The organism is Rhodococcus sp. NPDC047139 (assembly GCF_040643435.1).
Lineage (GTDB): Bacteria > Actinomycetota > Actinomycetes > Mycobacteriales > Mycobacteriaceae > Rhodococcus.
In genome coordinates, this window is the sequence record NZ_JBEYUH010000026.1 from 1 (window position 1) to 25,148 (window position 25,148).

Genomic DNA, 25,148 nt, shown 5'->3' on the forward strand with positions numbered 1-25,148 from the left:
AACTCTTTCGGATAGGGCTTGGGCACGGGATACATCCTTCCAGCAGTGCCTCACGGCACCACAGTTCAGATGTCACCAGTTCCTACATCAGTCCCCCTTGATGGCGGTCACGGGTCCGCGGTCGATCAGGGGTCTACTCGCTGTCCCAAGGGGTGCGTAATCGGTCTGTCCACGCGATGATGTGGGCGTGCAGCCGATGCACCGCCGGCGACGGGTGGCGTGTACCGATCGCCAGGCCGATGGCACGATCCGCGATGCCGGCGGCACGAAGCGTGGTCACTCCGGCGGTTTCGGTCTCGGACGCGGGCAGCAGCGCAATCCCGAGTCCTTGTGCGACCAACGCCCGGATCGTGTCGAACTCGCTGATCTCGAACGCAATATACGGGTCGAAACCAGCTTCCGCGCAGCCTTTTTCAAGTTCCTTTCGGATGTGGTAGGAGGGCGGACTGGCGATGAAATGCTCGTCAGACAGTTCACCGAGGTCGACGTGCTTGCGGTGCGCGAGCCGGTGGCTGTCCGCAACGTGGAGCAGTAGTCGCTGATGTCCCAGAACCGTGGCGGGCAAATCGTCCGGGGGCGGGATCATCACGGCGAGGTCGAGCCGGCCCTCACGCACCATCTGCGCGAGCGCTTGCCCGTGGGCTTGCACCAGGTGCAGGCGGATGCGGGGAGCGTGGCGGTGGAACTCGGCGAGCATGGAGGGGACGCTGACCGGACCCAGGGTGAGGGGGAATCCGAAACGAACCACGCCACTGTCGGGGTCGGCGTGGTTGCGGACAGTGGTGATCGCTTCATCGAGTTCCCGGATCGCCGATTCGGTGCGCTCGTGGAGTTCGCGTCCGGCGGTGGTCAGCGAGACGCCGCGGCCGACCTGCTGGAACAGCGGCACACCGAGGATCTGTTCGAGTGATTTGATGCGGCGACTGAGCGAGGACTGCGGTACACCCAGTCGATCGGCGGCGTGAGTGATGTGCCCTTCTCGGGCCGCGGCATCGAAGGCGGTCAGAAGTGGGACGACCGAGACCGTTTCGTCTGACAAGAACCAATCCATATTTGGATCATAATACCCATAAAGTCTCATTGGACGGATTGATCGTCGTGGCGCACGCTGGAAGTACCTACGAGACGAAAGCAGGTGCGTCGCCGTGACTCTCCGTCGATCGAGCAATCGGACAAGGCAACTCGACCCCCACTACGATGCCGTGTTGATCGGTGGGGGCATCATGTCGGCGACGTTGGGGGCGTTGCTCACCCGACTCGAGCCCGACTGGTCGGTGCTTGTCCTCGAGCGCCTCGACGGCCCGGCCCAGGAGAGCAGCGCGGCATGGAACAACGCGGGTACCGGCCATGCCGGACTGTGCGAGCTGAACTATATGCCCGATCCCACCGACCCATCCCGGGCCGAAGAGATCGGACGGCAGTTCCGGCTCTCCCGCCAGTTCTGGGCCGCGCTCGTCGAAGCCGGGGAGCTGAACGCATCGTTCGTAAATGCGACACCGCACATGAACGTGGTGTTCGGCGACCGAGATGTCGCCTACCTACGCCGGCGTTACGAGACCTTGCAGCGCTCGCCGCTGTTCTCGGCCATGGAGTACAGCGAAGACCCCGAGGTCATTGCTCGGTGGGCGCCGCTGGTGATGGAAGGCCGCGGCGACACCGGTCCGATCGCCGCGACCCGCTACGAGGCGGGCACCGACGTGGATTTCGGTGCCCTGACCCATGACCTGATCCGCGGTATGCGCGACCGGGGCGCCGAGGTGCGGACTGGACACGAGGTGACCCGATTGCGCCGCGTCCCGGACGGCTCATGGACCGTTTCCGGCCGCTCCGGCACCGGCCGCTTCTCGGTGCGTTCGCGGTTCGTGTTCGTCGGCGCCGGCGGGTACGCGCTCAAACTTCTCCAGAAGGCCCGCATCCCGGAAGTACGCGGCTATGCGGTCTTTCCCATCGGCGCCCAGTTCCTGCGCACCGACAACCCGGATCTTGTATCCCGCCACCCGGTGAAGGTCTACAGCCAGGCCGACGTGGGCGCCCCGCCGATGTCGGTGCCGCACCTGGACAAACGGGTGATCGAGGGACGCGCAGCCCTGATGTTCGGTCCCTACGCCACCTTCAGCACACGCCTGCTCCGGCATGGGCGGCTCACCGACCTGTTCACCACAATCCGGCTTGCGAACCTGGCACCGCTAATCGCAGTCGGCATCCAGAACATGGGGTTGGTGCGCTATCTCCTCGGGCAGCTCCTCGCCTCCCGGGGTCGGAAGCTGCGGCAACTGCGCCGCTTCCACCCCGCTGCCTGCGAGGGCGACTGGTCGTTGATCGACGCAGGCCAACGGGCGCAACTGATCAAGCCTCATCCTCGCAGGGTCGGGGTGTTGACCTTCGGTACCGAGGTCGTCACCGGCGCCGAAGGCTCTATTGCAGGTTTGCTTGGTGCCTCGCCCGGTGCCTCGATCGCTCCGGCGGCGATGGTCGACGTGTTGACCACATGTTTTCCCGACCGAATTGAGCACTGGCAGGCGACACTTCAGCAATTGATGTCGGGTCTCGAGCATCCAGGTGACGCCGATCAGTCAGTGGCCGATGCCGTGCTCTCCCGGACCGGAGACATTCTCGGCGTTAGGTAACAATGCTCTTGTTCCTTCTCGGAACGACAGCGGGGGCACGAACCCTTTGGAGTTCGTGACTTTGCTGGTCAGAGTTCGTGGACTGCTCTCCGTGCAGCTCGCGACACCCGGTCGGCAGGCTTTCCCATTTCCGCGTTCCAGAGCTTTATCTGACCAGCGCCAAAGCCGTCCTGAAAGTGACAGCGGAAGGGCAGGCCGTCGCTGAGTGCACCAGTGGCAGAAACCCGGTGTGGGTCTGCTCATTCAAGGGAGGGTCGCAGTGTGACTCCGGACCCTCCATTATGTCGCGGTTGCCCCCGCAAGGCGCTTCTATTGCCCGAGCCAATAGACTGACAGGGTGTGTTACGGGTGGAGGAACGGGGCGGAGGTAGCGTTCTTCGTCCTGTCCTGGCTCGTCGCTGCGGCCGTGCCGGTCGCATCGATGTCCACCGGGGACAGTTCCACATTGCTGGCGGGCCTGTTGGTTGCGGTCGTTGCCGTTGCAGCGCTTGTGCTCGTCACCTGTGCAGATGACCCCCTGTTCTCCTTCAGTCGGAGCATTCGCGGTCCGACGAGCGAGGAACAACGCCGACGCGGCGAACTCCGCCGACACTCTCATCCCGACACCGCGGGTCGGCCCCGTCCGCGAGCACCCGGGTCCCAGTAACGGGGACCCGCACGCGATCTGTCCTGTCGGCCTCGGCGGGGCGTGGACTCGAACGAGGTCGCTGCTGCACGGTCCCCATCCTCATATGTCTTGTTCCTCGAGGATGACCGGAGACCCCTTTTCATGCCCATCCCTGATTCACACGGCGTACCGGCCGTGTCCATTCGCAATGCCCACCGTTCGTTCGGTGACCTGCCCGTTCTGACCGGCATCGACTTCGATGTCGCCCCCGGCCGATGCTGCGCCGTCGTCGGCGCGAACGGAGCCGGCAAGTCGACCCTGTTGCGATGCGTGGTCGGCGCAGACCGACTCGACGCCGGTGTCATCGACATCGACGGCACACCCGTGGACGAGACGTCCCGGGCCTTCCGGCGCAAGGTCGCCGCGGTACTCGGCGATGTGCCCGCCTTCGCCCACCTCACAGCCCACGAACACCTGCAACTCGTCGCAACCGGCCACGGGGTGCCCGACCCGTTCGATGCGGCGACACAGGCATTGGCCGAGGTCGACCTGCTCGCGGTGAGCGACCGGCTTCCGGTGACGTTCTCGAGCGGGCAGCGTCGCCGGTTGGCGTTGGCCTCAGCGTTCGTCCGGCCTCGCACGCTGCTGGTTCTCGACGAACCCGAACAACACCTCGACACCGCCGGTCGCAGCTGGCTGGCGGCTGTGCTCGAGTCCGAGAAACAGTCGGGCCGAACCGTGCTGATGGTCTCGCACGATGCGGAGTTGGTGGACGCGGTCGCCGATCAGGTCGTGGAGGCCGACTCATGGTGATCACCGACAGCCTCCCGTCCGTGCGGTCGATCCGCACGCTGGTTCGGCGCTTCGAACGACGCCACGCACCGGCCACCGGTCGGGCAGCGCCCCTCGTGCTGAGGGCGCTGGGCCTGTACGTCGGTGCCGGCCTGCTGTGGTGGCTGTTCACGCTGCCGCCGACCGTGCTCACCGCCTCGAGCGTTCTGGTCACCGGACAGCCGTGGACATCGACGTGGGGATGGGCCGTCGCCGCGGCCGCGGTCGCAGCCGGGGCCGCGGCCGGGCGGGCCGTGGGCCCGGTGACCACCAGTGCTGAACTCGGCTTCTGGGTGAGCTCGACACTGCTCGACCGCGGCGCCCTGGTCCGCAGCCGAGTGGCTCTCGTACTCGGCTGCGGCGCCCTGGCCGGTGCGCTGACCGGACGCATCGCAGCGTTCGCCGCGGAGTTGACGATGTGGTTTGCGTTCATCGTCTTGACGACGCTGACCGGAGTCGTCGTCGTTGCGCTCTGCGTTCTCGTTCAGTGCCGACTGCTCGCGCCCGGCACTGTGACCATCCTGAGCCGGATCTGCGCCCTGGGGTCGGTAGCGGCGGTGTTCACAGCGACAGCCGGAGTCGATGTTGCGCTGCCGACCGGCTGGTGGCCCGTCGCCGCAGTCGGGGCACTGGCCGCAGCTCTGGCGGCCGTGGCCGTGCGGTCGTGCCACAGGATCGCAGCAGCAGACCTGGCAGCCGGAGCCGACACCACGGTGGCCGTATCCGCGTCGGCCACCGCCTTGGACATCTCGGTGCTGCTCGGCGCGCTCGAGCACACATCGTGGCGACGCATCGGACGCCGACGCACCCGCGCCCTCTCCGGTGGGCTTGCCTGGGCGCTGATCCGATCCGATGTGCTCCGTCACCTCCGTCGGCCGGTGTCCTTGGCGCCGGCGATCTGCGCCATCGGAGCGGCGAGTGTTGCGCCCATGGTGACCACACCATCGGCGGTGGCCGTGCTGTACCTCGCCGCGGTCGTCGTCGTGGCGATGATCTTCAGTGCGGGGCTCCGGGATGTCCTGTGCGACCGCGATTTCGGTGCCGTGCTCGGTGTCGACGACCGGCGGATACGGTGGCCGCTGACCGTCGTGCCGGGTGTGGCCGCGGTACTGGCCGCGATATCCATGACGCTCCTGACCGGTGGCACAGTGACGACGCTGGCGATCGGGCTGGTCGGGGGCTGCGCGGCCGCGTACCGGGTACGCACCCGGCCGTCGATCAGCTATGACGGGTTGATCCTGGAAACCGCCGTGGGACAAATCCCGGTCGATCTGCTCCGGCAATGGCTTCGCGGACCGGACGTGCTGCTCGCCGCGGCGTGGCTGGCTGCGTTGTTCAGCTGAGTGCCGATCAGGGCGAGGGCCGGCCGGTGCTGCTTAAGATGATCAGGCGGGCTTACTCTCCCAGGAGCCGGTCGAGGGACAGCTGCTGTGCCGGCTCCGACGATTGGGTGTCGAGGCTCCAGATGCCGCCGGCGACGATCCAGATCCGCCCGTCGCCGTCGTAGGACACTTCCGGGTACGGCGAATGAATCACCAGACGGCGTTGCAGGGCAAAGGTGGCCGGATCGAGAATCGACAGCAGGCAGTGCCAATCGCTGTAGGGGTTCGGTTCGATGCTCCGATCATCATCCGCGGGATGCACGACCCATACCCACGGCCCGACCGTTCCGACCGAACTCCCCCTGATCCCAGGGGATTCGATCTCCCCCACGGTCAGATCCCGACAGATCGGCACCCACTGCCCTCGGGGATCGACCAACCACGCAGGTTCGCCTCCGACGATGCATGTGCCCGTCCCTGCCGGCAGAGGCGGACCGAGGTGCAAGTGCCCCTCCGGGTCGAGCGTGAACAGCCGGGTGTGCGCGTCGTCGGAGTTCGCACCGGCGCGCAATAGCCCGATGAAATTGCCGGGACCTGGGTGCACGGTGTAGATGCGGCCGTCGACGGGCTCGAGGTCGTGGTGTCGCCCGTCCGGCCACCGCATGCTCAGCGCGCTCCGCCCCTCGGTGTGATGCCAGCACAGCAGCACCCCGTCGAACACGGCGGATCCGGTGACGCGGCGCTCGTCGATCCGCACGGACACCCCGTCGAGAGTGCAGCGGAAGATTCCATCTCGTCCGACCACCCAGCAACCGTCGGCGTCGGCATGCACCCAACGCGGACGGTGTGCCGGTGCGGGGAGGATTGCGCCCGGAAACCGGTACTCACCCACTACCTGCTGTTCGTGTAGTCGCAGCACCACCGGCAGTTCCCGATCGATGATCCACACATCCGGGCCGTGCGCGGACACCGCGGCCGGAACAACAGCAGGCCGCACCGGCGGCGCCGGCACGTCGTCGAGATCGAGATCGACGAGGACTCCGCATTCGCGGATCCGGTCCTCGCCGGCAGCCAGGTGCGCCGGTGGACGAATATCGTCCCGGAACACCCCGGTCGCCGCCTGCACCTCCCGGAAGCGGCGGGTGCCCGGTATCGGAACCCAGCGTGCAGGACGCCGCGGCGCGGCCGGGGACGACTCGACGAGCCGGTAGGTATCGGAGACGATCCGGGCACGCAGGATCCGGCCGGTGACCGAGCCGATGGTGGCATAGCCGAGGTCCCCGATGATTCGACCGGTCAATCGTTGCCGGCCGATAGCGGGGCACCGGCTGTACCAGGTGGCCGTCCACCCGTCACCGCGCACGAACAATCGCCACTCCCACCACCGCTCCTCGTCCCGGAAACCCGCAGAAGCCGCCAGCTGGAACAGCGGGATGCCGTCATCGAGAGGCTCGACATCGACGTCGACGGTGACGATGCTCGGATCCGCCTCATCCGGCAGCGTCTCCGTGAACAACAAGGCATAGCGTCCGATGTCGCCGACCTGCGGTGGCGCGACCTCCCCATCGCCGATGGCAAGCTCGGTCACCAGCACCGACAATCCCCGGTGCGGTCGAACAGGTCCCTGCACGATCGGCATTCGGTCAGTGTCCCATCCCAGCCCCGTACACCAGCGCCAACAACAACGGCCCGCAGAGGAAACCAGAGCCCCCGGCTCATGTTCACCCCTAGACGCTCGCGACTGACACCATCACCAGCAGTGCCGCGACGACGACACGAATCCGCCCTGCCGCTCCGGGGGTCAATTCTCAGGTTCTGCCCACTGTCGGTGACAGCGATGCGGTATTGCGGAGGTCGGATACGCACCAGGGTCGGCGTCGTGATCCAGCGCCATACGCATACTCTTTGTCGCACGCGCCGAGGTGGCATCGATCGACGATCGGGCCGCACTCGCCACGGTGTCGGTTACGTTGTCACGGTGTCCGATAAGCAGTTCGAGTCCCGGTTGGCGCTGATCTGGTGGGGTGCGCTCGCCGGCATGCTCGTGTGCGTCCTCGGCTACTGGCCTTCGGTATTCGCGTTGCGCGATGCGTGGGACGTAGCCGGGTTTCCGCCAGGTGGTGGACCGTACTGGCTGGCGTGGGCCCTACCCCTCGGTGCCGTCGTGACTATCGGTACGACGGTGTTCGCTCTCTGGCACCGTGCGCGTCCTGCGGCGGGAGGGTTCACTATCGGTTGTCTGTTCACGGGACTGGCTCTGTGTGCCTTCGGCTACTCGGTCGACAACATGCCGTACAGCATGTGATTCACAGCGCCTTGCCCGTCACGGTTCGCGCTCACTGGGTGTTGTGGTCGCCGAAGAAGTCGCTGCGAGCCCGTGCGAACAACTCGGGATAGTCCATCCCGTAGGTCTGCGCGGTGTGCCGCAGCGCTTCGATCGCCGATTCGAGCGGTGTCGCCTCGGAATACATGCTCCGTGCGTACGCCTGCATCGCCTCGTACTGCTGAACGAGCTCCGCACTCGCAGGTAGCCCGGATACGAGGGTGAGCCGGATCCGCGGGTCGGTGTCGAGTCGGTTGCGGGCGTTGGTGCTGGCGATGAAGTCCGGGTGGGCGGATTGTCCTGCATCCATGTCGGCGAGCCGTTGGCGGAACCACGGGGACCGTACGAGTCCGGCGCGTTCCCATGCCCGGTGCACGCACCAGCGCGCGAAGGCTCGTTGCCGGTCGGCGTCGAGTGCTTCGACGCGGTCAATGAGGTCGCGGTCCAGTCCGGCGACGTGCCGGGCGGCATAGATCGCCTCGAGAGCCGGCGTGAGCGGTTTTCCACCGAAGGTGTGCAGGACGGAGCGCACGGCCAGGGCTTCGCGGCTCTGCGGCGGCACGGTGATCACCTTCCCGGATTCGTCCCGGACGTAGACATACTCCCGGGACGGTTCCGGGCGGTCGACCTGGGGCTGCGGTGACCATGCGCTGTCGGTTTTGTGGAGTGTTCGTACCAGCGCATCCGTGGTGCGGGTGGTAGTGGGCCACAGGCAGATCAGATAATCCTCGACGATCTCGTCGACGTCGAGACCGAAATGAGTGTCGCGGCCACGAGCGTGTGCTCGCACCTGATAGGTGCCCGCCGGGACCGGATCGATGGTGGTGCAGACGGTGCCATCGGCGGCGGAGACGACCATCGCCTGGGTCGCCGACACGGTGGTTTCCTCGACGACCTCCCAGCCTTCTTGCGCAAGATCGATCGGAGGCCGATCGAGCAGCTCGACACCGACGCAGACCGGACCGTAGGCAATGCCGGTGTAGAACGAGACGGCACCGTCACCGACATCGATCAAGGTGCCGTGCGCGACCGGATCGAGGGTATCGACCGTAGGGTCGCCGAAGCTGAACTGGTGATGGTCGACCTGGACCACGCCGTCGGACTGCACCGGATGATCATCGCGTACCCGAGCGTTCGGCGTCGGATCTCATGCTTCGTCACGAGGAGACGTGGCTGCACAATTCGCCGATCGGTGACACCACCCGGTCATCGTGGGGGTCGATCCAGACCGCTGCGTCATCGACCTGCCGCGGCAACAGCAGATGGCCACCACGCGAAGGCCACTGCACGAAGTCGTAGCCGGCCAACTCGGTCTGGGCGGTATCGGCGACCCAGACTGCGGCTTCGGCGAACGAGGTGTTCATCGACAGTCCCTGACACAATCCGAATCCGGTGATACCCGCAGTGCCGTGCCATCCGATGGTGACGGCATAGGTCCGGCCGATGGACAGTTCCCACATCAGCCGGTCGGGATCGACGTCCCGGCCGTAGCGCAGACATCGCAGATCCCGCGCGGTGGCCACGACCGCCTCGACCCATGCCTGCGGGGCGTCGAGCTGCGCCCCGGGCGTGTCATAGAAATCGATAACGTCACCAATGACCTTGAAACGCCAGGTCAACTGCTCCGCATCGTCGGGATCCCAGATCGGCACGAGCTCTACTGTCGCACAATAGCGGTGAGGATCCGTCTCGTCGCACCGCCACCCCGCCGGCACAGACCACAGGCCGGGGACCGTGCTCGGTTCGTCATCGGCGGCTAGCGATTGCGTACCTTCAGCACGGCGTTGGTGAAGAACTCGGTGAACTCGCCTTCGAACTCCTTGCCGTTCATGCTCACGACAGCAACGGTGTACTCGTCGACAGAGGCGTAGCCGTAGAAGACCTCGTTGTTGGCCCAGTCCGGATTATCGGGATCGGAGACCTCGTAGAGGATGGCCGCGTTCTCGGTGGCGATCGCCGGGGGCAGATCGAGTCGCGAGGTGGTGATCGTGCGCGAGTTCATCCTGTACATCGAACACGATCCGGTGTGCGCATCGGCGACCCGTGCGACATCGAGCGGCACGTCACTGACCAACGCGAGATAGGAACGCTCGTCATCGAAATAGGCGCCCATCATCGACGTCGAATCCACATCGCTCAACGTCAGCCGGGCTTCGTCAGCGTAACTCGACTGCTCGCCGCACTCCCCAGGGTCGTACACGATGTCCATCGGCACCCCGACATCGCTCGGCGTATCCAACAGCAGGTTCATCACCAACTGTTCCGGCTCGGTGAACCGAGCAACCTGCGTACCGGCAGAAAGATCCTCGACCGTCAGAAGAAGACTTTCGCGCGATACGGCCGCTGTCGGCTCCACATCACTTCCCCCGCATGCCGCCGCAACCAGCAGCCCGACCAACCCGGCCTTCTTCCACAGCGCACGATACATTCCGCGAACGCTACCGGCCGGTGGGCGACTCGGCGGGTCGCCGCCGCATCCGAGGCAGACCATCGACAATCGTGGGGCTCATGGACACCCGCGCCGGCGTCTATGTGTCGGCGATGCGAATCCCGTACTGCCTCACACCGCTCCAGGTAAGGTGGCTCTCTTCGTCTCACGCGGCGGAGTACCCGGGAGTCATGCCGATGACCGACCACCTCACGCAGATGCGTCCGCACCGGCAGATGCGGCTGCTCGCAGGCCAGGACGCCATCCTCGACGGCCAGATCCCCCGCCCCACCGTCGGGCAGGTCGGGGTGTTCTGGCTGCTGTTCGACGAAGTACCCGCCGACCCCCACGATCCGACCCTGTCGACGATCGACGCCGACGCCGAACCCCTCGCACCCCCACGCCTCGAACCCGCCGTCGACGCACCCGCAACGATGCCGCGCTCGTGGGTCTGGCGGATCCTGCTGCGCGGCGACGGCTGGTCGGCGACCTGGTACAGCCCCGCGGAGGTTCCAGGATCTCGACTGCGCCCTCGACCGGCGAGGGGACGTATCCCCGGCGTGCCCTGCTGCCGGGCGAGTCACGGCCCGTGGCAGATCTACTCGGTGCGCAGCCGTGCAGCCACGTCGAGTTCGACGAGTGTGCCGGCCGGATCGAGGAGAAGCACGTCTTTCTTGGTGGCCACCCACACCCTTGTCTGTGCGTCGATCGTCACCGCCGGTTCCGGATCGTCGATCGCCGCCGCCGCGACGACCCGATACGTGGCGGGATCGAGCAGCACCAGCAGCCACCGCCCGTGCTCGCGGGCCGGCACCTCGTCCGAACTGTCGAACGGCCACCACCCTGTTTTTCCGGTGCCGTCGGGACGGCGGGTGGTCATCCACAGATACCCGCCGGCTCCACCGAACGTCAGCGGCCGACCCGGGAGAGCGGGCACAGGCGTGCTCGTCAGATCCGCACCGATCGACACCGCCACACCGCGGCGATCGTAGATGGCCATCCGGTCACCGGTGGAGCCGACACGAACAGGAAACGACAACGGCATCTGCGGTCCGTCGGTGACCGTGCCGTCGAGATCGATGCGCACCATACGATAGATCCGCGGGAATGGCGCCGCGCAATCCTCGGGCACGGCCGGCACCACCGCCACGAACCCCTCCGAGGTAGCCGCCACCCATCGTGCGGTCGGCAACTCCACCCTCAGCGGTTCGATATCGGAGCGCAGCACAAACACGCCCTCGCCCGCAGTGAGCAGCACCGAGCCACAGGCCGTGGCCGCTGCCATACGGTGGCCCAAATCGACTCGGCGCACTTCGAGGGCACCGGCCGCATCGAGGGTGCAGCGCAGTACCGTCTGTTCGGCGACGACCCAGCAGCCCGACGCGTCGGCAACTACCCGCCCCCGCGGCGGCGAGCCGGCCGTGGCGGCGATGGAGAGGGGCAGAAGATGCTCGGTCACTGCCGCGGCGCCGGCCGGGTCGTCGATCTGCAGCAGGACCGGCAGTTGCCGGTCGAGCACCCACAACACCCCGCCGCCGCTGCTGATGACACCGGGACGCACCCGCGGCCGCAACGGAGCCGGTTCGGCGGCATCGAGATCCAGCTCGATCAGCACCCCCAGCTGACGCTCGACACGATGGCCGGCATGCGCGGGGTCCGGTGGGTCAGGGCGATCGAACCACCGCGGCGACGCCTCGATATCGGTGAAGCGGATGTCCTCGTCCGCCACCGCCGCCCAACTGCGGGTGCTGGGATCGAAGGTGGTCTTACCGGTCATCAACTGCACCCGCCGCACCAACCCGCGGGCGGTGCCGCTGCCGAGCTCGGTATGGGCGAAGAACATCCCGGTGACCTCGACATGCTCGATCAGCGGCCGCGGCGTTCGGCACACCGCGCTCCACCCGTCGCCGCGCAGCATGATCGTCCACCACCACCGCCCGTCACTGTCGACGATCGGAGCTGTGTCCGCCTCGAGCGGTTGCGCCCAGGCTCGCACCGTGCAGGTCCGCGGATCGGCCGGATCCGGTGTGTACCGGTGGAACTGCAACGCCACCGACACCGTGTCCCCCACCTTCGGGGGCACGATCGACCCGTCCTCGATCACCCAATCAGCGACGACCACCGTCAACAGACGCCGCCGCGTAGGCACAACCGAGGAGGTCTTCAGATCCTGGGGGCGGGAGTGTTCGTTGTCGAACGACATGACCATCTCCGTGCACTAGGCAATCCGAGAGGCGACGCTCTCGGGCACGGAGTCACCGTGCACCCACTCTAACCACCACAGGCACACCCGTTCACACAGCCGACCCAGGATCACACCCCGAGGGCACCGCACCATAGTGTGCACCGCTGCGGCGGCAAGGTTGCAGGAGCGCGACTGCGCGCTCGACCAACGGTAGGGACACATGCCGACGGGCGCTGTTGCCGGTGTCGTCGAAGGTCCGCTACCGGAACCCGGTAGCGAATGCACCCCACGCGGGGATCATGGGTTCATGCACATCGATCGCCTCACACTCCCGGTGTCGAACGTGGTGATGCAGTACCGCGAGGACGGCAAGTACCTGATCGCACGCGAAGAGAAACTTCGCACGCTGTATGACGCCGAACATCGCGGTCTCTCGATCTGGAACGAGCCGAACCACAAGGCGATGACCGCGTTCGAAGAAGAATTCGCCGGCGATGTTCCACATCCCATCTGGTGGGTGATCTCAGGAACGGCCAGCCCCGACACCGACATTCACGTGAGCTTTGCTGACGACCACGTGGTGGGGCCCTTCAGACCGGCACGGGCAGCGGGGTCGGCTCCGCAGGTGTATCGCCTCGGTGAGCTCTGGGCATGTGAATGGATCAGTCTGCCGACGACGGTTTATATCCATCGAAGTGACGATCCGACCGTCCCGCGAATCACGTTCAGAAGACCGAACTTCCTACCACCAGCACCCCACCCCGAGGTGGAAATCGACGAAAGCCGCTGACCCTGCCCCGCGAGCCTCCCCGTTCAGAATCTGCCGGCGGTGATCGAGTCCGGCCCGCACCCAACCTGCACACAAGCTGCTGTCGGGTCCGGTCGAAAGATGAGCAGGTTCGGTCACCTCAGTCTGTTTCAGCGGTTCGATCGGCGCAAGGCCCAGATCCACTCACGTTTTTCGTGACGTTTCAGTCGTTCGACTGCCAGCTCAACGTTCCCGTTGTGGTCGCTGTCCAGCCGTCATGGAGTGGACGTCGATTCCGGATGCTGTCGACGACGGTTGCGATCATGGCGCTGACCGAGACCCACAGTGGGCGTGAACCACCTGCGGATGCGGAGTACTCGACAACACAGCCGTGCAGGTCGCCGGGGCGGGTGTCGACACACAGTGAAGTACCGGCAGCATCGTCGGCGATGGGGATCAGGTCGGGGATGAACCCTTCGGCCGGACTGCCCGCCGGCGCTGACCGGATCGCTGCCTCGTCAGGGGCGGAGCCTTCCGGCCAGCGCTCCCGTAGATCGTCGTTGATCTGCGTCCACATGTCCCATGTCGTGACGGTCTCGTCGAGTGAGAGCAGCCGGAACATCGGGACGATCTCGATACCTCCGCCTTGGAGCTGGAACAGCTCACGAACCTCGTCCGGCCACTGATAGCCGGTGTGGTTCTCCGCGGCGTCGAGATCGTCCTCGCTGGCTCCTGCTGCCACGTCGTCGAGGGCGCCGGTAGCAGCGAGGTCCTGCCACAACACGGTCAGCTCACCGCCGCGGCTGACGGACCGCGGTGCGGTGCCGTCGTCTTCCGGCTCGATCGCACTAGCGCTCTCGCCCTCGGGGACGGCATGACGTTGCTGAACGTGCCAGTGGTGCAGCGCGTCTTCGGCTCCGGTCGCGACCTCATCCAGAGGCAACGAACCATCGAGGCCGGGAAGATCGATCGGCCCCTGCACCCCGTTGATCAGCAAACGGCCCGGCACCGCCTTGATGGTGCTGCCGGTTCTGTCCGCCCACTCCCGGGCCGCTCGCACCGCATCGCGTACTGCCTGCACGACGGAGTCACTGTTGCTCAGACCGTGCAGTCCTTGCCCACCACCGGAGTCACCACGCCGGTAGAAGACCGTCAGCTCCCAAGCGATCACGAGCAGATTCTGCCCTGTTCAACTGATCAGAAGGCGAAATGGCAGATTTCTCGAAGTTGAATGATGCAGCCGACTGATCAACGTCCAGTCCTTCACGGTGATCACTTCTCAATCGTCGAGACGAGTGCTCACTTCTCGACCGGGTGGGCCCTCCCCCTCGGTGCCATCGCGACTATCGGTACGACGGTGTTCGCTCTGGCATCGCGCGCGTCCTGCGGCAACAGGGTTCACGTGCTCGCACGGTAGATGAGACACGATTCCATCGTGCTGGGGTTGCCCTCTGCGGCGATCTTCCCCTCGGATATCAGCGCGATCAACCGTCCCCTCAACACGTAGTCCGCGACCGACCCTGACGGGTTCGTGCCCATCGCTTCGGCGACGACTCGGCTCATCGGTGTCGGCAGCATCGGCGTGCGCTGAAGCAACAATTCGTCGAAGTGATCCTCCGGCGCTGACCTCAGGGTCGAACCCGTCAGCACCCGAAACGGTGCGTTCTCGTGTTGAAGCGTTCGCCAACGCTCGGCCAGTTCGGCAGACTTGCTGGTATCAACCGGTCGCGCAGTGTCGACGAGCCGACTCAATTCCGATGGCGCCGTGGACGAGACACTCCCGGAGCCGCTGTTTTCGGTGACGTCGATCAGTGACCAGGGTCGCCCCTCGGCAGTGCTCGCGAAATGCAGCAAGCTGCACAGTTCTTCAGCGGATCGTCTGCCGAACCAGAAAACCGTCGGAGTCGATGCGTCGATGAAGCGCGGATCCCACCGTCCGAAAGCCGGCATCCACGGATGATGTCGCCCCGCGACGACATCGCTGAACCACCAACCGGATGGGTGACGGCGCAGCGACGGTGCGTCGATCGGACCCCAGCTGAGATCATCGACGTCGGTCAAGATCGTGCAGTCGTCGCCGGTAGCGGCCAGCGCCTTCTGCAACGCGGTCCCGGCGGTGAAGCTGGGGGCAATATGGTTCGTCCGCACAACCTCGTGATATCCGACTGCGGCGACGATGTCGAACCCATGATCCTGCGACGATGCATCCTCAGGGGCCCTTCAGCGCTGCGATAAGCCCGTCGATCTCGCGATCCTGCCACCCGCCGCCCGGCACGGCGGAGGCACGGGCACGGACCCGGCCGGCAGATCGGTTCCACCACACGATCACACCGGGCCGCGACATGCGGGACGAGAGCCGTCACACGGGAATTTCCCTGAACGAAAACGGATCCGGACTTGGTATCGATCCGGCACAGCCGACCACGCGCAGCGTGACCACTCGCGCGTCGGTCACCGACCACCGGGCGAGACCGGCTCTCCTGCGTCCCGACGGCTCCGCACCCACAGCCACACCCCCACCACCGCCGCGCCCACCCCAACCATCGCGGTCACCAGCGCCGGGACCAGATCATAGGTTCCGGTCTCGGCCAACGGCAGCCACCCCCGTGCGAAATCCGACGAGGTGACCACACCGACGACAAACGCAGCAAGACCCGCATACCGCACCACCGGAAGGTGCTCACACAACCCGGCCACCACAAACCCCACACCGAGCAAGGCCAATACGCCTGCGAACTGAACCGCGGCAGCCATCCACGGCGGAGAGCTCAGAAGACGAGTACCTCCTTCGCAAAACAACGCATCGACACAAGGGACACGCCCGGTTCCGTAGGCGCTGTACTGCGGCAACCCCGACAACAAGCGGACAACATACGCGTAGGGGCACAACCCCCGCTCGGCTGTTGGGCGGAGGTGTCGACACGAAATAGAGCTGAGAGTCGGCCCCGGACACGGTAGTAGTGAGGTCATGAGCATCGTCGTCGACAACCACCTCTCGCCCGAAGAACTGGCCCGCACCCTCGACTTCCTGGTAAGCGACGCCTACTGGAACAGGTGGCGATTGCGGGACCAGATCCGCAGACAATTCGACAGCGCTTGGAAGGTCTATGCCGCCAGGGCATCCGACTCCGGACAGCTACTCGGCGCCGTCCGGGTGTCCTCCGACGGTGTCAGCTACGGATACATCGCAGACGGGTTCGTCTTCCCGAAACACCGCGGCGAAGGCATCGCCAGCGCCGTACTCGACCACCTACTGTCGGACCCCGACGCCGAGGACTTCCGCTGGATGCTGCATACAGCAGATGCGCACTCGCTCTACTCCCGATTCGGATTCGTTGCCTACGGCCCGACGTATATGGAACGGCCGAGCAAACACAACCAACCGACCAGGTAAGTCGTGCCGCAACCTACTCGAGCAGGTGAGCCACACAATCACGCATCGCGCGGATCCTGTCCCACGGCGTGTCCGCCGAGAACTACGACACCGTCCTACGGACGCTGGCCACGATGCCCGACAACCTCGAGACGGCGACACCGCGATCTGAGACGAAACCGACCGCTCCCTGACCGGGTGATCGCCCGGAGGTGTTTTTCCACCGCGCACTCGGCGGATGCTCCGCGGGTCTACGGGGCAACACTGCCGGGTTGGTCTTGGCTATGGTGCCGGGATGACCACTGCCGATGCTGCGCACCCCTCGTCCTCCACCCTCGACCTCGAGGGCAGGGTGTTCGCCGGTGTCAGCAACTCGCCCACCGGACAGGTCGGTAGCGCCACCCGTTTCCGGTACCACAGGACAACGCTGTCATCTGGGCCGACTACGACGGCGGAGAGATCGTGCGGGGTTTCCTCGTCGGGACACGTGACGGTGAACGGCTGCACTTTCGCTACGCGCATCTCAGCGTCGACGACACTACCGCGAACGGAGTCTGCGACAGCCGGATCGAAGTGCTCAGCGACGGTCGCCTACGCATAGAAGAGAACTGGGCCTGGGAATCACGCCCGGGTAAGGGCACGAGCGTGATCGAAGAAATCCGCTGACCCGTTGGTGGACTCGCTGCTCCGGCGGCCGACGACGCCACGCACACAAATCAGCACGGGGATGCGCCGCGACACTTCTCTCTCTCAGTCACATCCGGATGACATCTGCGTCGAATTCGGGTTCCGGGACACATCCGCACGCTATCGATACGGCAAACCCGCAACAGCGGCGACCACCCCATAACCTGCGAAGATGACCAACCCAGCGCATTTCTAGGAATCCGAATCGCTGAAACTGGCGCGGCCATTCCTCGGCCGCACCGTCGACCTGGTTATCGACCGCCCCTACGGAAGCCACCACCCCACCCACGGGTTGGTCTACCTGGCGAACTACGGCTACGTCCCCGGCACACTCGCCCCCGACGGCGACGAACTCGACGCCTACTACCTGGGCCCTTCCGAACCGATGAGCTCAGCACACGGCACCTGCATCGCGATCGTTCACCGACTCCACGACGATGACGACAAACTCGTCGTCGTTCCCCACCACGCCACCACACTCGACGACGCAGCTATCGCCGCGGCCGTCGAATTCCAAGAAACCACCGGACACTACATCGTCATCAGGCACTGAAACCCCTGCTGCGCCACGCCGACAACACCCAGTCCGTCCACTCGATCACCACCGACGCATCACGCGCCCACCTCTGCCTCGTCCACCGTCGCATCGACCACGACCGCACCACCGAGACGCGCCGTCGTCAGCAACGCCTCCACCTGGCCCTCACGCAGGCTCTGCGTCTCCCCCTCGTCGTCCACCGAGGTGAACACCACCGCACCCACATACCGCTGCCAGACGAAGCCGTATGTGGGAGCGGGGAGCCTTTCATCGGCTCTAATGAGCAGGTGACTGTCATCGTTCTCGCTCGTGCCACGAATGGTCTCGTCGTCGCCGCGGACGGCCGCACATGTATCCAGGCCCCCGCCGACTCCCCTCACACGGTCGTGACCGACACGGCTCAGAAGGTGCGGGTGCACCGTGCCGGCGACAGTGGCTGGGTGACCGCTTCGAGCGGACGAGCAACGTTCCGAACGCACACCACGGTCGCCGACGTGCTCGACCAGTTCTGGAGCGAGCACACGACACCCGACGGGGAAATGCCCAGCTTCGAGCAGATCGCCGAGACCCTTCGAGCCGCGATCCGGCAGGTCAACCTGGAACTCGAATGCGACTGCCACTCGAATAAGAAGTGCCACGACGTGGTCATATGCTTCGAGGGCGGTTTCGACCTCAAACCCGGCCAGGAGTTCGTACCCCAAGCCGACTGCCCCCTCTGCCACGGTGAGCGACAGCTCGAGATGATCTGCGAGTGCGCTCCGGACGAGAACTCTCTCACGTCCTCCTCGGACGCCCCAGCATGGTGCCGATGCAAAGCCGTGGCCGAGCAGTGCCTTACGGTGCTCGGTGTGCCATTCGGCCCCCAGTACCCCAACGGCTACGGCAACCCGAAGAGCGCGATGATCCACCCCGATCACGAGCGGCAGATCGACTACTACGACGAATGCCAGACATTCGTGGTGCAAGGCGAACCTGCTATGCCGCTGGAACCTTTCTTCAACATCGAACTGGTATCGCCGACCAACCGGATGGCGAACCAGTGCGCTTACAACGAACCCGCCGATCTCGTCACCACACAAGACCGAGTCCTCGACCTGCTTCGCGCCGCACGCGAGGAAGCTGCGAGCCAGGCGGTTCTGCGGGTGCTGGAGAACGAGGACGACAAGGCTCCCCGGTACACGCCCGCCTCACTTCAGCTCGATCCCGTACCTAAGTCCATGCCGGTGGGTGAGCTGGCCGACGCCATCCGCGCGTTCGAGCAGCAGCAGGGACACGATATCGACGAACAGGTCGGTGTGCCCGGCATCGGGGGTGTCTTCACGTGGGTGACGATCGACGAGTCCGGCACCGTGACCGACCCGAAGGAGATCCCGTCGCTGTGAGTCGCGTGTTCTCGCGTGTTCCCTGACCGAAATGCTTCGTCGGGCGGTGGGCGGAATACTCTCGAGCGGTGAGTTCGACCGCCACCCCCGACTATGCCGACATCGCCGGCCAGCTCTTCGGCATCTGGGATCAGATGCTGGACGCCGGCACCTTCACCGTGATCAGCGGCAAGCCGTCCGATGCAGAGAAGACCACCCGTGTCCTGGCGTTGGCCCATCACGTCCGCCGCCTCGGCGCTGCCGCCCTCGACCTGATCGAGTCCCACGGGCCGCTGGTTGCGGCGCCCACCATCCGCTCGTGCTTCGAGTACGCGCTCACCGCGATGTGGATTGCGCAGTCCACCGATGCGGTCCAGGCGTGGATCGCACAGGACCCCGCATCCCGCCGAGCCCTCCAGCAGAGCCTACGGGCGGCCGACAGTGACGAGCTGCGCCAGATCGCCGAGAAGGTCGTCGGCACTGATCTCCTCGGGATCGAGTCGAACTCAACTGCCCAGGCCAACAAGATCGTCAAGATGGTGGCCGACTTCGACGGTGGTGGTGATCTCTACGCGCATTACCGCCTGCTGTGCGGTCTGACGCACGCATCGCCGATGTTGACCGACTTCTACCTGGACCTGGATAAATCGTCCCCTCGCTCGAACGGCTACGAGTTCGTGCCTTTTCCGCAAGAGCCGAATCGACCAGCACTCGTCTTGCTCGTCGCGTCCTCGATGCTGTGGGCGCTGTCGGCGATGCGGTTCATTCGCAGGGACAAGAACGACGCCGCCGGGAAGGTACTGCGGTCCCGGGTCCGTGCCGCGGCGCGGGAATTGGGGATGCCGCCCGACTATCAGCTCACGGCCGAGGCGATCGCCCGCCAAGATGGTCAGCGGTGGGGTTCCGAGGCCGAATACACACCGAAATCCCTCCGGCTCGCAGCGAAGGCGAAGGGGCATGAGTACGCCTTCAGTCAGGGAACGGGTAGCGACGAGCCGGCACACTATGTGTGGCCGGTCGGGACAGCTCCCGTACAGGTGATGCGATTCGCGAGCCTCGCCGAGGCGGCCGATCACATCCGCTCACTCTGAATGTGAACGGCCGTCGAGAACCGATCATGCTTACGGCCCGCTTCCGAGGACATCCAGCAGCTCGGTGCGTCCGGTCAGAACAACCAGCATCACCACAGCCACACCCACGACCGACGCGACGACCGAACCGCCTTTCGCAGGTGCCTTTTCCGCGCGGATGAGCACGGCAGCGCAGAGGGTGCGCTTGAAGGAACGGGTGATCTCGGGATCGAAACGGGGATCGAGCGGTTTCTTACTCATCGTCTGACGTCCTCAGTCGCCGGCTCGAGCGGGCCTCCGATTCGCGCTTGGTCTGGTCTTGCAGAGCCTTCCGGGCAGTGGTGCTGAAGTGCCCCGTGGGGGTGTAGTAGGTGCGCGTCGTGAATCCCGTAGCAGCGAAGTCGGCGCGAACCTTCTCCTTCCGGGTGATCTTGAGCAGTTTCGTATCGAGCAGTTCGACGATTCCGCGTTCCGCGGTCTTTGTTGAGATGCCGTACCAGTCCTCTGCCTTGGCGTACGGCAGGTAGGTGTCTTCGGCGGAACTCGTTCCGTGCAGCATGATCAGCAGCAACGCCCGCGCGGGCAGTGACAACGTCGCGTGCCAGCCCTCGGTCCAGTAGGCCGACGGCAGGATGAAGTAGATCTCCCGGTACCTTTCCTCATCTGCGACCGCGTCGGGGCGAGGTCGGGTGTACTTGCGGGTCGTGGACTCGTCACGGGGCAGAACATGAGCTCGTTTCCACTTCCGGGTCCGGTCGATCAGCTTGTGCTCCTCGAGGTTCTTCCAGATGCGGCTCACGGCCTGCTCCGGCAGGGGATCGTCCTCGCGCGGTGACATCGCACGTGCCCACACCGTGGCCGGCAAGGGTTCCGTCCGCTTCTCGAGCTGACTGAAGTTCATGAGGAGAAGCAGGTACGCGTTCAGTTCTCGTTCGCGTCGGGCTGCGACAAGGTGCGCCAGCGGAGCCTTCCGGGACGATGACGCGAACAACGAGTGTTGTTGGACGAAACTGTGGCGGACCGGCGTGAAGCCCCGGGCTTCAAGGTCGGTCATGTACGCCCGCGTGGTAGCCGGGGTGGACTTGATGTCCTCACCGATTTGCGTAGCACCGGGTGACTCGTTGTTCGTGTTCATGACGCCCACGATGGCACAGAATCCGATTCCGAGATCGCAGCCAACGAGCGCTGACTTCGCAGCTGAGACGTGTTATGAAACGTGATGCGATTCAACTTCGAGACCTTGTGACACAGTGACGACGCAGACAAAGGGTCGGTTCGCATCCAGCCCGGCATCGGCACGAAGAAGGTGGGCCTGTCCGCATCGGTCGAGGAAGTTTTTCTCGCGAATTCCGGATTCGGGTCGATCAGCGAGCGTGTGCCGCGTTGTCGTCCGAGACAGCCATTCGCTCCGCCCTGTCCCACAGCGATACCTTGCGACCTCTGCTGAGGAATCCGTGCTGGTGGGCGGCTGCGGCCGACGCGGCGATGCCCCGCGAAGGCGGTGCCGACCTCGATCCCTCGCCCCGGACCGGACGCCGCGCGCATCCGCGCCGGCTACGGTCACCTCACTCATGTCTGTGCCGCGTCCGCGTCGTTTCGGCCAGTGTGGTGGTGCCCGGGCCCGGCGGGCAGGGCCGGTAGGCCGGTCGGGCCGCATCGAAGCGTGGAGGGGCACTACCCAGCCGCCCTGCACTCCGGAGGGGGTGGGGTCAGGCCGCCTCGGTGAGAAGAGGGAGGGGCGAGTACGGGAAGAGTCGCCAGAGTCCTCCGTCCTGCCAGTCGAGCAGGGTTCCGCCCTGGCCGTCGGTGCACAACCACTTCATCACCGCCGTGAACGGCGCGTCGTTGACGGTCAGGCGGACGTGCGCCTCGGTGAGGGCGGCACCCTTGTGGTGGACGCGGTCAACGGACCACGAGGTGAGTGCGAATCGGCCGTAGAGGCGTTTCGCCTTCACTGCCCGGCCGCGACCGGCTTCGTCCGCCCGGACTGGACCGCCAGCACCGTGGTGGGCGAAAGCCGGTATGCCGACGCTACGTGCCCTCGCCTGGATCTTCACCGCGATCCTGCTCGCCGGCGTAACCGGGCTTCTGCGCAAAAGCTCGTGATCAGGGTAAGCGACAACGTCCCGCCGCGTTCTCGTCCCGGTTGCTCCACGGGAGCGCCGCGCCGAGCAGAACCCAGTCGCGGAGCATCTCGAATTGCCAACGTCACCAATGCCCGGCACGTCCCTCATGGATGCGCCGGGGCCATTTCCAGTCGTCCACACGGACGAGAAGACAGGCGTAAGCAGAGCGGCGTCAGCGGACACCCACCAGGGTGCATCGAGAGAGTGCCTGCTGACCTCGGACGGCGGTCAACCCTGCTGCAAGCTCGGACCATTCACGCGATCGAGATCCGCGATCGTCGCTCGTCGGATCCCCACGCCGCCGGAGACCTCACGCACGACGATGCCCGTGCAGATCAGCTCGATGATGTCGTCCGCCGGCCTCGCCTCCCAGCGAAGCGGACTCAGGTCATACCTCGTTCCAGCGATGTACTCGACCGTGCCGTCGAGATGGTCGATTCGGACCGCTCCGGAGCCGTTCAACAGACACTCCCGGACGTAGTTCGCCGAGCACTCGCGAAGACTCGTGCCCATAGCTTCAGTTGCGCAGTAGGTAATCATGTCGCGGACAGTACGGACCAGGGGTGCAGACCCGTGATGGCGAACAACCTGTCCTACCGGCCACTGGTCGCCCCACCGGATACCAGCCGGTGGGGGCTCGTCGGAAGTGAATGAGATGAAGTCGAGCTAATCCTCGGTTAGCACCATCCCCGTCAGCGTCTCGAACAGCGCCACTTTCGCTGCCGGGAACTCAGCGCAGTCAGCGACAACACGGCTCAGGTCCGCGCCCCTCCCCCGAATCCAGATAACTTCGCACATTCGCCCGGTACAACCCATAGCGAGCATCGTTATCAAAACAACGGAGCACCACCTCATCCGGTATCCCGGCCCGGCGCAACAACACCGTCCGCAGCACCCACGACAACGAATAATCCACTGCGATCAGCAGAAGCAACAGACCGTCGGACGACGCGTCCGACGTGTACGCCTGATGCGCGAGCTGGTTGCGCGCCGAACACACCTGAACAGGCCAATCCGAGAAGTCGGCCACGATCTCGGGGACCGCGCACTCGGCCGAGTCCTGTAGCTGCTCCAGACGCCGGCGATACGGAAGCTCGTCGAAATGGCTCAGGGCTTCGTTCAGCGCCTTTTCCGACACTTCGCGGTCGAACCCCTTCTGCTCCAGCATCTCCGCGCCGGCTGTGCGTGCCGCGCGGCGGACACGATCACGCGCATTGCCGCTGAGTCCCGGAAAGCGGGAGGTAACCGGACACAGGCGCCGGTGCAGTCCCTCCGCGACGGCACACATCGTCAGTGCCTGTGCCTGGATGGCCCCGCGAACGGGATCGGCCACCGCGCTCGCCAACCCGTCCAGGTCACGGCTCACACCGATCCAGTCGGAGAACACCTCCAGCGTCAGCTCCTGTGTGGGGATCACCGCGTCGGGATAGGAGCCGGCAGTCCCGGAGTCGATGATCCTGCCGATCGCCGGCAGCCACCGCGTGTCCTCGACATTCCGCTCGTCCGCGACCCGAAATTCGAGCGCGGTGACATGCAACCGACTTTGTGTGGCCAGCTTCGCCAGTGTCAGCACCGGATCGATAACGAGACGGTCGTACTCCCGGCGGGTCAGCGGGCTGCGTGCTCGATGTTCGAACCACACCTGTGCGTCGTCATCGGCATACACACGCACCGAGCCGACCTCACCGCAACCCGGCCCACGTGCAGGATCGATCAGGTGAGTCCACCAGCGGGGATCGTCGAGACAGAACCGCACCGACGCATAGCCCTGCTCCCGACCGCCCAGATGAGCACCCATCACCACGACAGGGGCCCGAAACCACTGCCGCAGAAGGACATCGTGGTCAGCCTGGGCGTCCATGACCGTGACTTCGGTCCCGTCGTCGAGGACACCCTGCACCGTCACCGGCTGAAAATCCGCAACGACATCATCCGGATCTCCGCTGGTTGTCACCGCGTAAATCCCGTTCGATCCGCGCTGCTCGACGCGAAGCGAACGACTGGGCGAAATGGGTCTTTCGACACGCAGCTCCGCCTCCGTGCCGGCGCTTACCCGCAGTTCCCCGCGGCGCTCCGGCAACGGCATCCCCACCCGCCAGAACCACCCCGGCATCACCTCGCCGCTCGTCGACATCCGAACACCTCCTCCCACAGCACCCCGATGCAGGGAATGCCTACTTCGTCAGTCTGGTCGGGCCGCCCGTAGCGGCACATTGCTGGGTGGCCAACCCGGCACATGGTTAGCAGGCCAGTACGCTCCCCTGGTGCTTAAGAAGACCGGCTACGCCCTTGGGAGTCTCCTCGGCCTCGCCGTCGCAGCAGTAATACTCACTCTCGCCGTACTTGCTGGCTATGAATGGTTCTTCCGAATCACCGGTAGACGGTTCACCGAGACTCAAGTCGGATCGGCCGGGGCGTGGGCATCGGCTATAGGCGCGACTATTCTCGCACTGGTGTCTGTCGGGTTGGCCGTACAGGCCGGTCGGCACGCCCGCGCAGCAGAGGAGCGTGCACAAGCCGAAGCGGATAAGACTGAGCAGCGGCACGAGAAGGAGCTCACGAAGGCTGAAACTCGCCTCGATCGACAGATCAAGGCCGAGTGGTACCGCGAGCAGGCGCGTTCAGTAGCCGCACTGTAGGAGTCAGTGAACAGAGCAATGGAGCCAATCGCCCGCCTGGAGCAAGCGATCGACGAACACCTCGCCCTACGTCGCACGATCCCGCCTGATAGTCCGGATCTACAAGCTTCGATATATGTCGTTGGCGGTGCTTACGTCGAGTGGAAGTTCCGCCTCTTCGATGTGCAGACAGCTTTGACGACAGCTGACTGAATCGCCCCGAGTTCGGCGGAGGCTCGGCTATCTGGTTCCGGCCTCAGCGAGGACCGGTGTCTCACGGTAGTCGGCCGCCGTGTGATTCGAC

26 protein-coding genes are annotated in these 25,148 nt (G+C 65.3%); 11 read left to right on the forward strand and 15 right to left on the reverse strand.

The annotated features are described in order from the left end of the window. Positions 1 to 133: 133 nt before the first annotated feature. Entirely contained in the window at positions 134 to 1,039 is a 906-nt protein-coding gene (locus ABZ789_RS21855; RefSeq protein ID WP_358428499.1) for a LysR substrate-binding domain-containing protein, read from the reverse strand. A 106-nt stretch (positions 1,040 to 1,145) separates the two neighbouring features. Here ABZ789_RS21855 and mqo point away from each other — a divergent pair, with 106 nt between their 5' ends. The 4 genes from mqo to ABZ789_RS21875 all read left to right on the forward strand — a co-directional run bounded on the left by mqo (position 1,146) and on the right by ABZ789_RS21875 (position 5,408). Beyond that, complete coding sequence (mqo, locus tag ABZ789_RS21860) at positions 1,146 to 2,627, forward strand: malate dehydrogenase (quinone) (RefSeq protein WP_358428502.1); 1,482 nt, start codon at positions 1,146 to 1,148, stop codon at positions 2,625 to 2,627. Between the two features lie 421 nt (positions 2,628 to 3,048). Beyond that, a complete protein-coding gene (locus ABZ789_RS21865) occupies positions 3,049 to 3,273 on the forward strand; it encodes a DUF6412 domain-containing protein (protein WP_231912119.1) in 225 nt (74 codons plus the stop codon). Positions 3,274 to 3,429: 156 nt separating this feature from the next. Further along, positions 3,430 to 4,047: an ABC transporter ATP-binding protein gene (locus ABZ789_RS21870; RefSeq protein ID WP_358428505.1), complete on the forward strand. Its 618-nt coding sequence runs from the start codon at positions 3,430 to 3,432 to the stop codon at positions 4,045 to 4,047. After that, a complete protein-coding gene (locus ABZ789_RS21875) occupies positions 4,041 to 5,408 on the forward strand; it encodes a DUF6297 family protein (RefSeq protein ID WP_358428508.1) in 1,368 nt (455 codons plus the stop codon). Before ABZ789_RS21870 ends, ABZ789_RS21875 begins: the two co-directional genes overlap by 7 nt. Before the next feature lie 52 nt (positions 5,409 to 5,460). On the opposite strand, the gene ABZ789_RS21880 is transcribed toward ABZ789_RS21875, so the two are convergent. After that, on the reverse strand, positions 5,461 to 7,026 hold the full coding sequence (locus ABZ789_RS21880) for a hypothetical protein (RefSeq protein WP_358428511.1): 1,566 nt from the start codon (positions 7,024 to 7,026) through the stop codon (positions 5,461 to 5,463). Between the two features lie 339 nt (positions 7,027 to 7,365). On the opposite strand from ABZ789_RS21880, the gene ABZ789_RS21885 reads away from it, so the two are divergent. Next, positions 7,366 to 7,692, forward strand: coding sequence for a hypothetical protein (locus ABZ789_RS21885; protein ID WP_358428514.1), 327 nt, complete (start codon positions 7,366 to 7,368; stop codon positions 7,690 to 7,692). Between the two features lie 31 nt (positions 7,693 to 7,723). On the opposite strand, the gene ABZ789_RS21890 is transcribed toward ABZ789_RS21885, so the two are convergent. From ABZ789_RS21890 to ABZ789_RS21905, 4 genes are all read right to left on the reverse strand, one after another. Continuing rightward, entirely contained in the window at positions 7,724 to 8,818 is a 1,095-nt protein-coding gene (locus ABZ789_RS21890) for a hypothetical protein (RefSeq protein ID WP_358428517.1), read from the reverse strand. 49 nt (positions 8,819 to 8,867) lie between these two features. Continuing rightward, a complete protein-coding gene (locus ABZ789_RS21895; RefSeq protein WP_358428520.1) occupies positions 8,868 to 9,362 on the reverse strand; it encodes a hypothetical protein in 495 nt (164 codons plus the stop codon). A 104-nt stretch (positions 9,363 to 9,466) separates the two neighbouring features. Further along, positions 9,467 to 10,138, reverse strand: coding sequence for a hypothetical protein (locus tag ABZ789_RS21900; RefSeq protein ID WP_358428523.1), 672 nt, complete (start codon positions 10,136 to 10,138; stop codon positions 9,467 to 9,469). Between the two features lie 598 nt (positions 10,139 to 10,736). Next, entirely contained in the window at positions 10,737 to 12,341 is a 1,605-nt protein-coding gene (locus ABZ789_RS21905; protein ID WP_358428526.1) for a hypothetical protein, read from the reverse strand. Positions 12,342 to 12,630: 289 nt separating this feature from the next. On the opposite strand from ABZ789_RS21905, the gene ABZ789_RS21910 reads away from it, so the two are divergent. Further along, complete coding sequence (locus tag ABZ789_RS21910) at positions 12,631 to 13,113, forward strand: hypothetical protein (protein ID WP_358428529.1); 483 nt, start codon at positions 12,631 to 12,633, stop codon at positions 13,111 to 13,113. A gap of 181 nt (positions 13,114 to 13,294) precedes the next feature. On the opposite strand, the gene ABZ789_RS21915 is transcribed toward ABZ789_RS21910, so the two are convergent. From ABZ789_RS21915 to ABZ789_RS21925, 3 genes are all read right to left on the reverse strand, one after another. Then, entirely contained in the window at positions 13,295 to 14,242 is a 948-nt protein-coding gene (locus ABZ789_RS21915) for an SMI1/KNR4 family protein (RefSeq protein WP_358428532.1), read from the reverse strand. 227 nt (positions 14,243 to 14,469) lie between these two features. Next, positions 14,470 to 15,219: a DUF3658 domain-containing protein gene (locus ABZ789_RS21920; RefSeq protein WP_358428535.1), complete on the reverse strand. Its 750-nt coding sequence runs from the start codon at positions 15,217 to 15,219 to the stop codon at positions 14,470 to 14,472. 303 nt (positions 15,220 to 15,522) lie between these two features. Beyond that, entirely contained in the window at positions 15,523 to 15,825 is a 303-nt protein-coding gene (locus tag ABZ789_RS21925) for a hypothetical protein (RefSeq protein WP_358428538.1), read from the reverse strand. 214 nt (positions 15,826 to 16,039) lie between these two features. Between ABZ789_RS21925 and ABZ789_RS21930 the strand changes: the two genes are divergently transcribed. Beyond that, positions 16,040 to 16,465: a GNAT family N-acetyltransferase gene (locus tag ABZ789_RS21930; RefSeq protein ID WP_358428541.1), complete on the forward strand. Its 426-nt coding sequence runs from the start codon at positions 16,040 to 16,042 to the stop codon at positions 16,463 to 16,465. A 958-nt stretch (positions 16,466 to 17,423) separates the two neighbouring features. Further along, entirely contained in the window at positions 17,424 to 17,684 is a 261-nt protein-coding gene (locus ABZ789_RS21935) for an inorganic diphosphatase (RefSeq protein ID WP_358428544.1), read from the forward strand. Between the two features lie 59 nt (positions 17,685 to 17,743). On the opposite strand, the gene ABZ789_RS21940 is transcribed toward ABZ789_RS21935, so the two are convergent. After that, a complete protein-coding gene (locus ABZ789_RS21940; RefSeq protein WP_358428546.1) occupies positions 17,744 to 17,881 on the reverse strand; it encodes a hypothetical protein in 138 nt (45 codons plus the stop codon). 75 nt (positions 17,882 to 17,956) lie between these two features. Here ABZ789_RS21940 and ABZ789_RS21945 point away from each other — a divergent pair, with 75 nt between their 5' ends. Beyond that, on the forward strand, positions 17,957 to 19,051 hold the full coding sequence (locus tag ABZ789_RS21945; protein WP_358428549.1) for a hypothetical protein: 1,095 nt from the start codon (positions 17,957 to 17,959) through the stop codon (positions 19,049 to 19,051). 68 nt (positions 19,052 to 19,119) lie between these two features. Continuing rightward, positions 19,120 to 20,121, forward strand: coding sequence for a DUF5677 domain-containing protein (locus tag ABZ789_RS21950; protein ID WP_358428551.1), 1,002 nt, complete (start codon positions 19,120 to 19,122; stop codon positions 20,119 to 20,121). 30 nt (positions 20,122 to 20,151) lie between these two features. Here ABZ789_RS21950 and ABZ789_RS21955 read toward each other — a convergent pair whose 3' ends face one another. From ABZ789_RS21955 to ABZ789_RS21975, 5 genes are all read right to left on the reverse strand, one after another. Continuing rightward, a complete protein-coding gene (locus ABZ789_RS21955) occupies positions 20,152 to 20,361 on the reverse strand; it encodes a hypothetical protein (RefSeq protein WP_358428554.1) in 210 nt (69 codons plus the stop codon). Next, a complete protein-coding gene (locus ABZ789_RS21960; protein WP_358428557.1) occupies positions 20,354 to 21,235 on the reverse strand; it encodes a hypothetical protein in 882 nt (293 codons plus the stop codon). The genes ABZ789_RS21955 and ABZ789_RS21960 overlap by 8 nt, the downstream gene beginning before the upstream one ends. Before the next feature lie 574 nt (positions 21,236 to 21,809). Next, positions 21,810 to 22,055 (reverse strand): hypothetical protein, encoded by a 246-nt coding sequence (locus ABZ789_RS21965; RefSeq protein ID WP_358428560.1) that lies wholly within the window; start codon positions 22,053 to 22,055, stop codon positions 21,810 to 21,812. 399 nt (positions 22,056 to 22,454) lie between these two features. Then, positions 22,455 to 22,766, reverse strand: a complete 312-nt coding sequence (locus tag ABZ789_RS21970) for a hypothetical protein (RefSeq protein ID WP_358428563.1) — start codon at positions 22,764 to 22,766, stop codon at positions 22,455 to 22,457. Between the two features lie 199 nt (positions 22,767 to 22,965). Then, entirely contained in the window at positions 22,966 to 24,180 is a 1,215-nt protein-coding gene (locus ABZ789_RS21975; protein ID WP_358428566.1) for a HEPN domain-containing protein, read from the reverse strand. Between the two features lie 310 nt (positions 24,181 to 24,490). Between ABZ789_RS21975 and ABZ789_RS21980 the strand changes: the two genes are divergently transcribed. Further along, entirely contained in the window at positions 24,491 to 24,865 is a 375-nt protein-coding gene (locus tag ABZ789_RS21980; protein ID WP_358428569.1) for a hypothetical protein, read from the forward strand. Positions 24,866 to 25,148 lie beyond the last annotated feature (283 nt).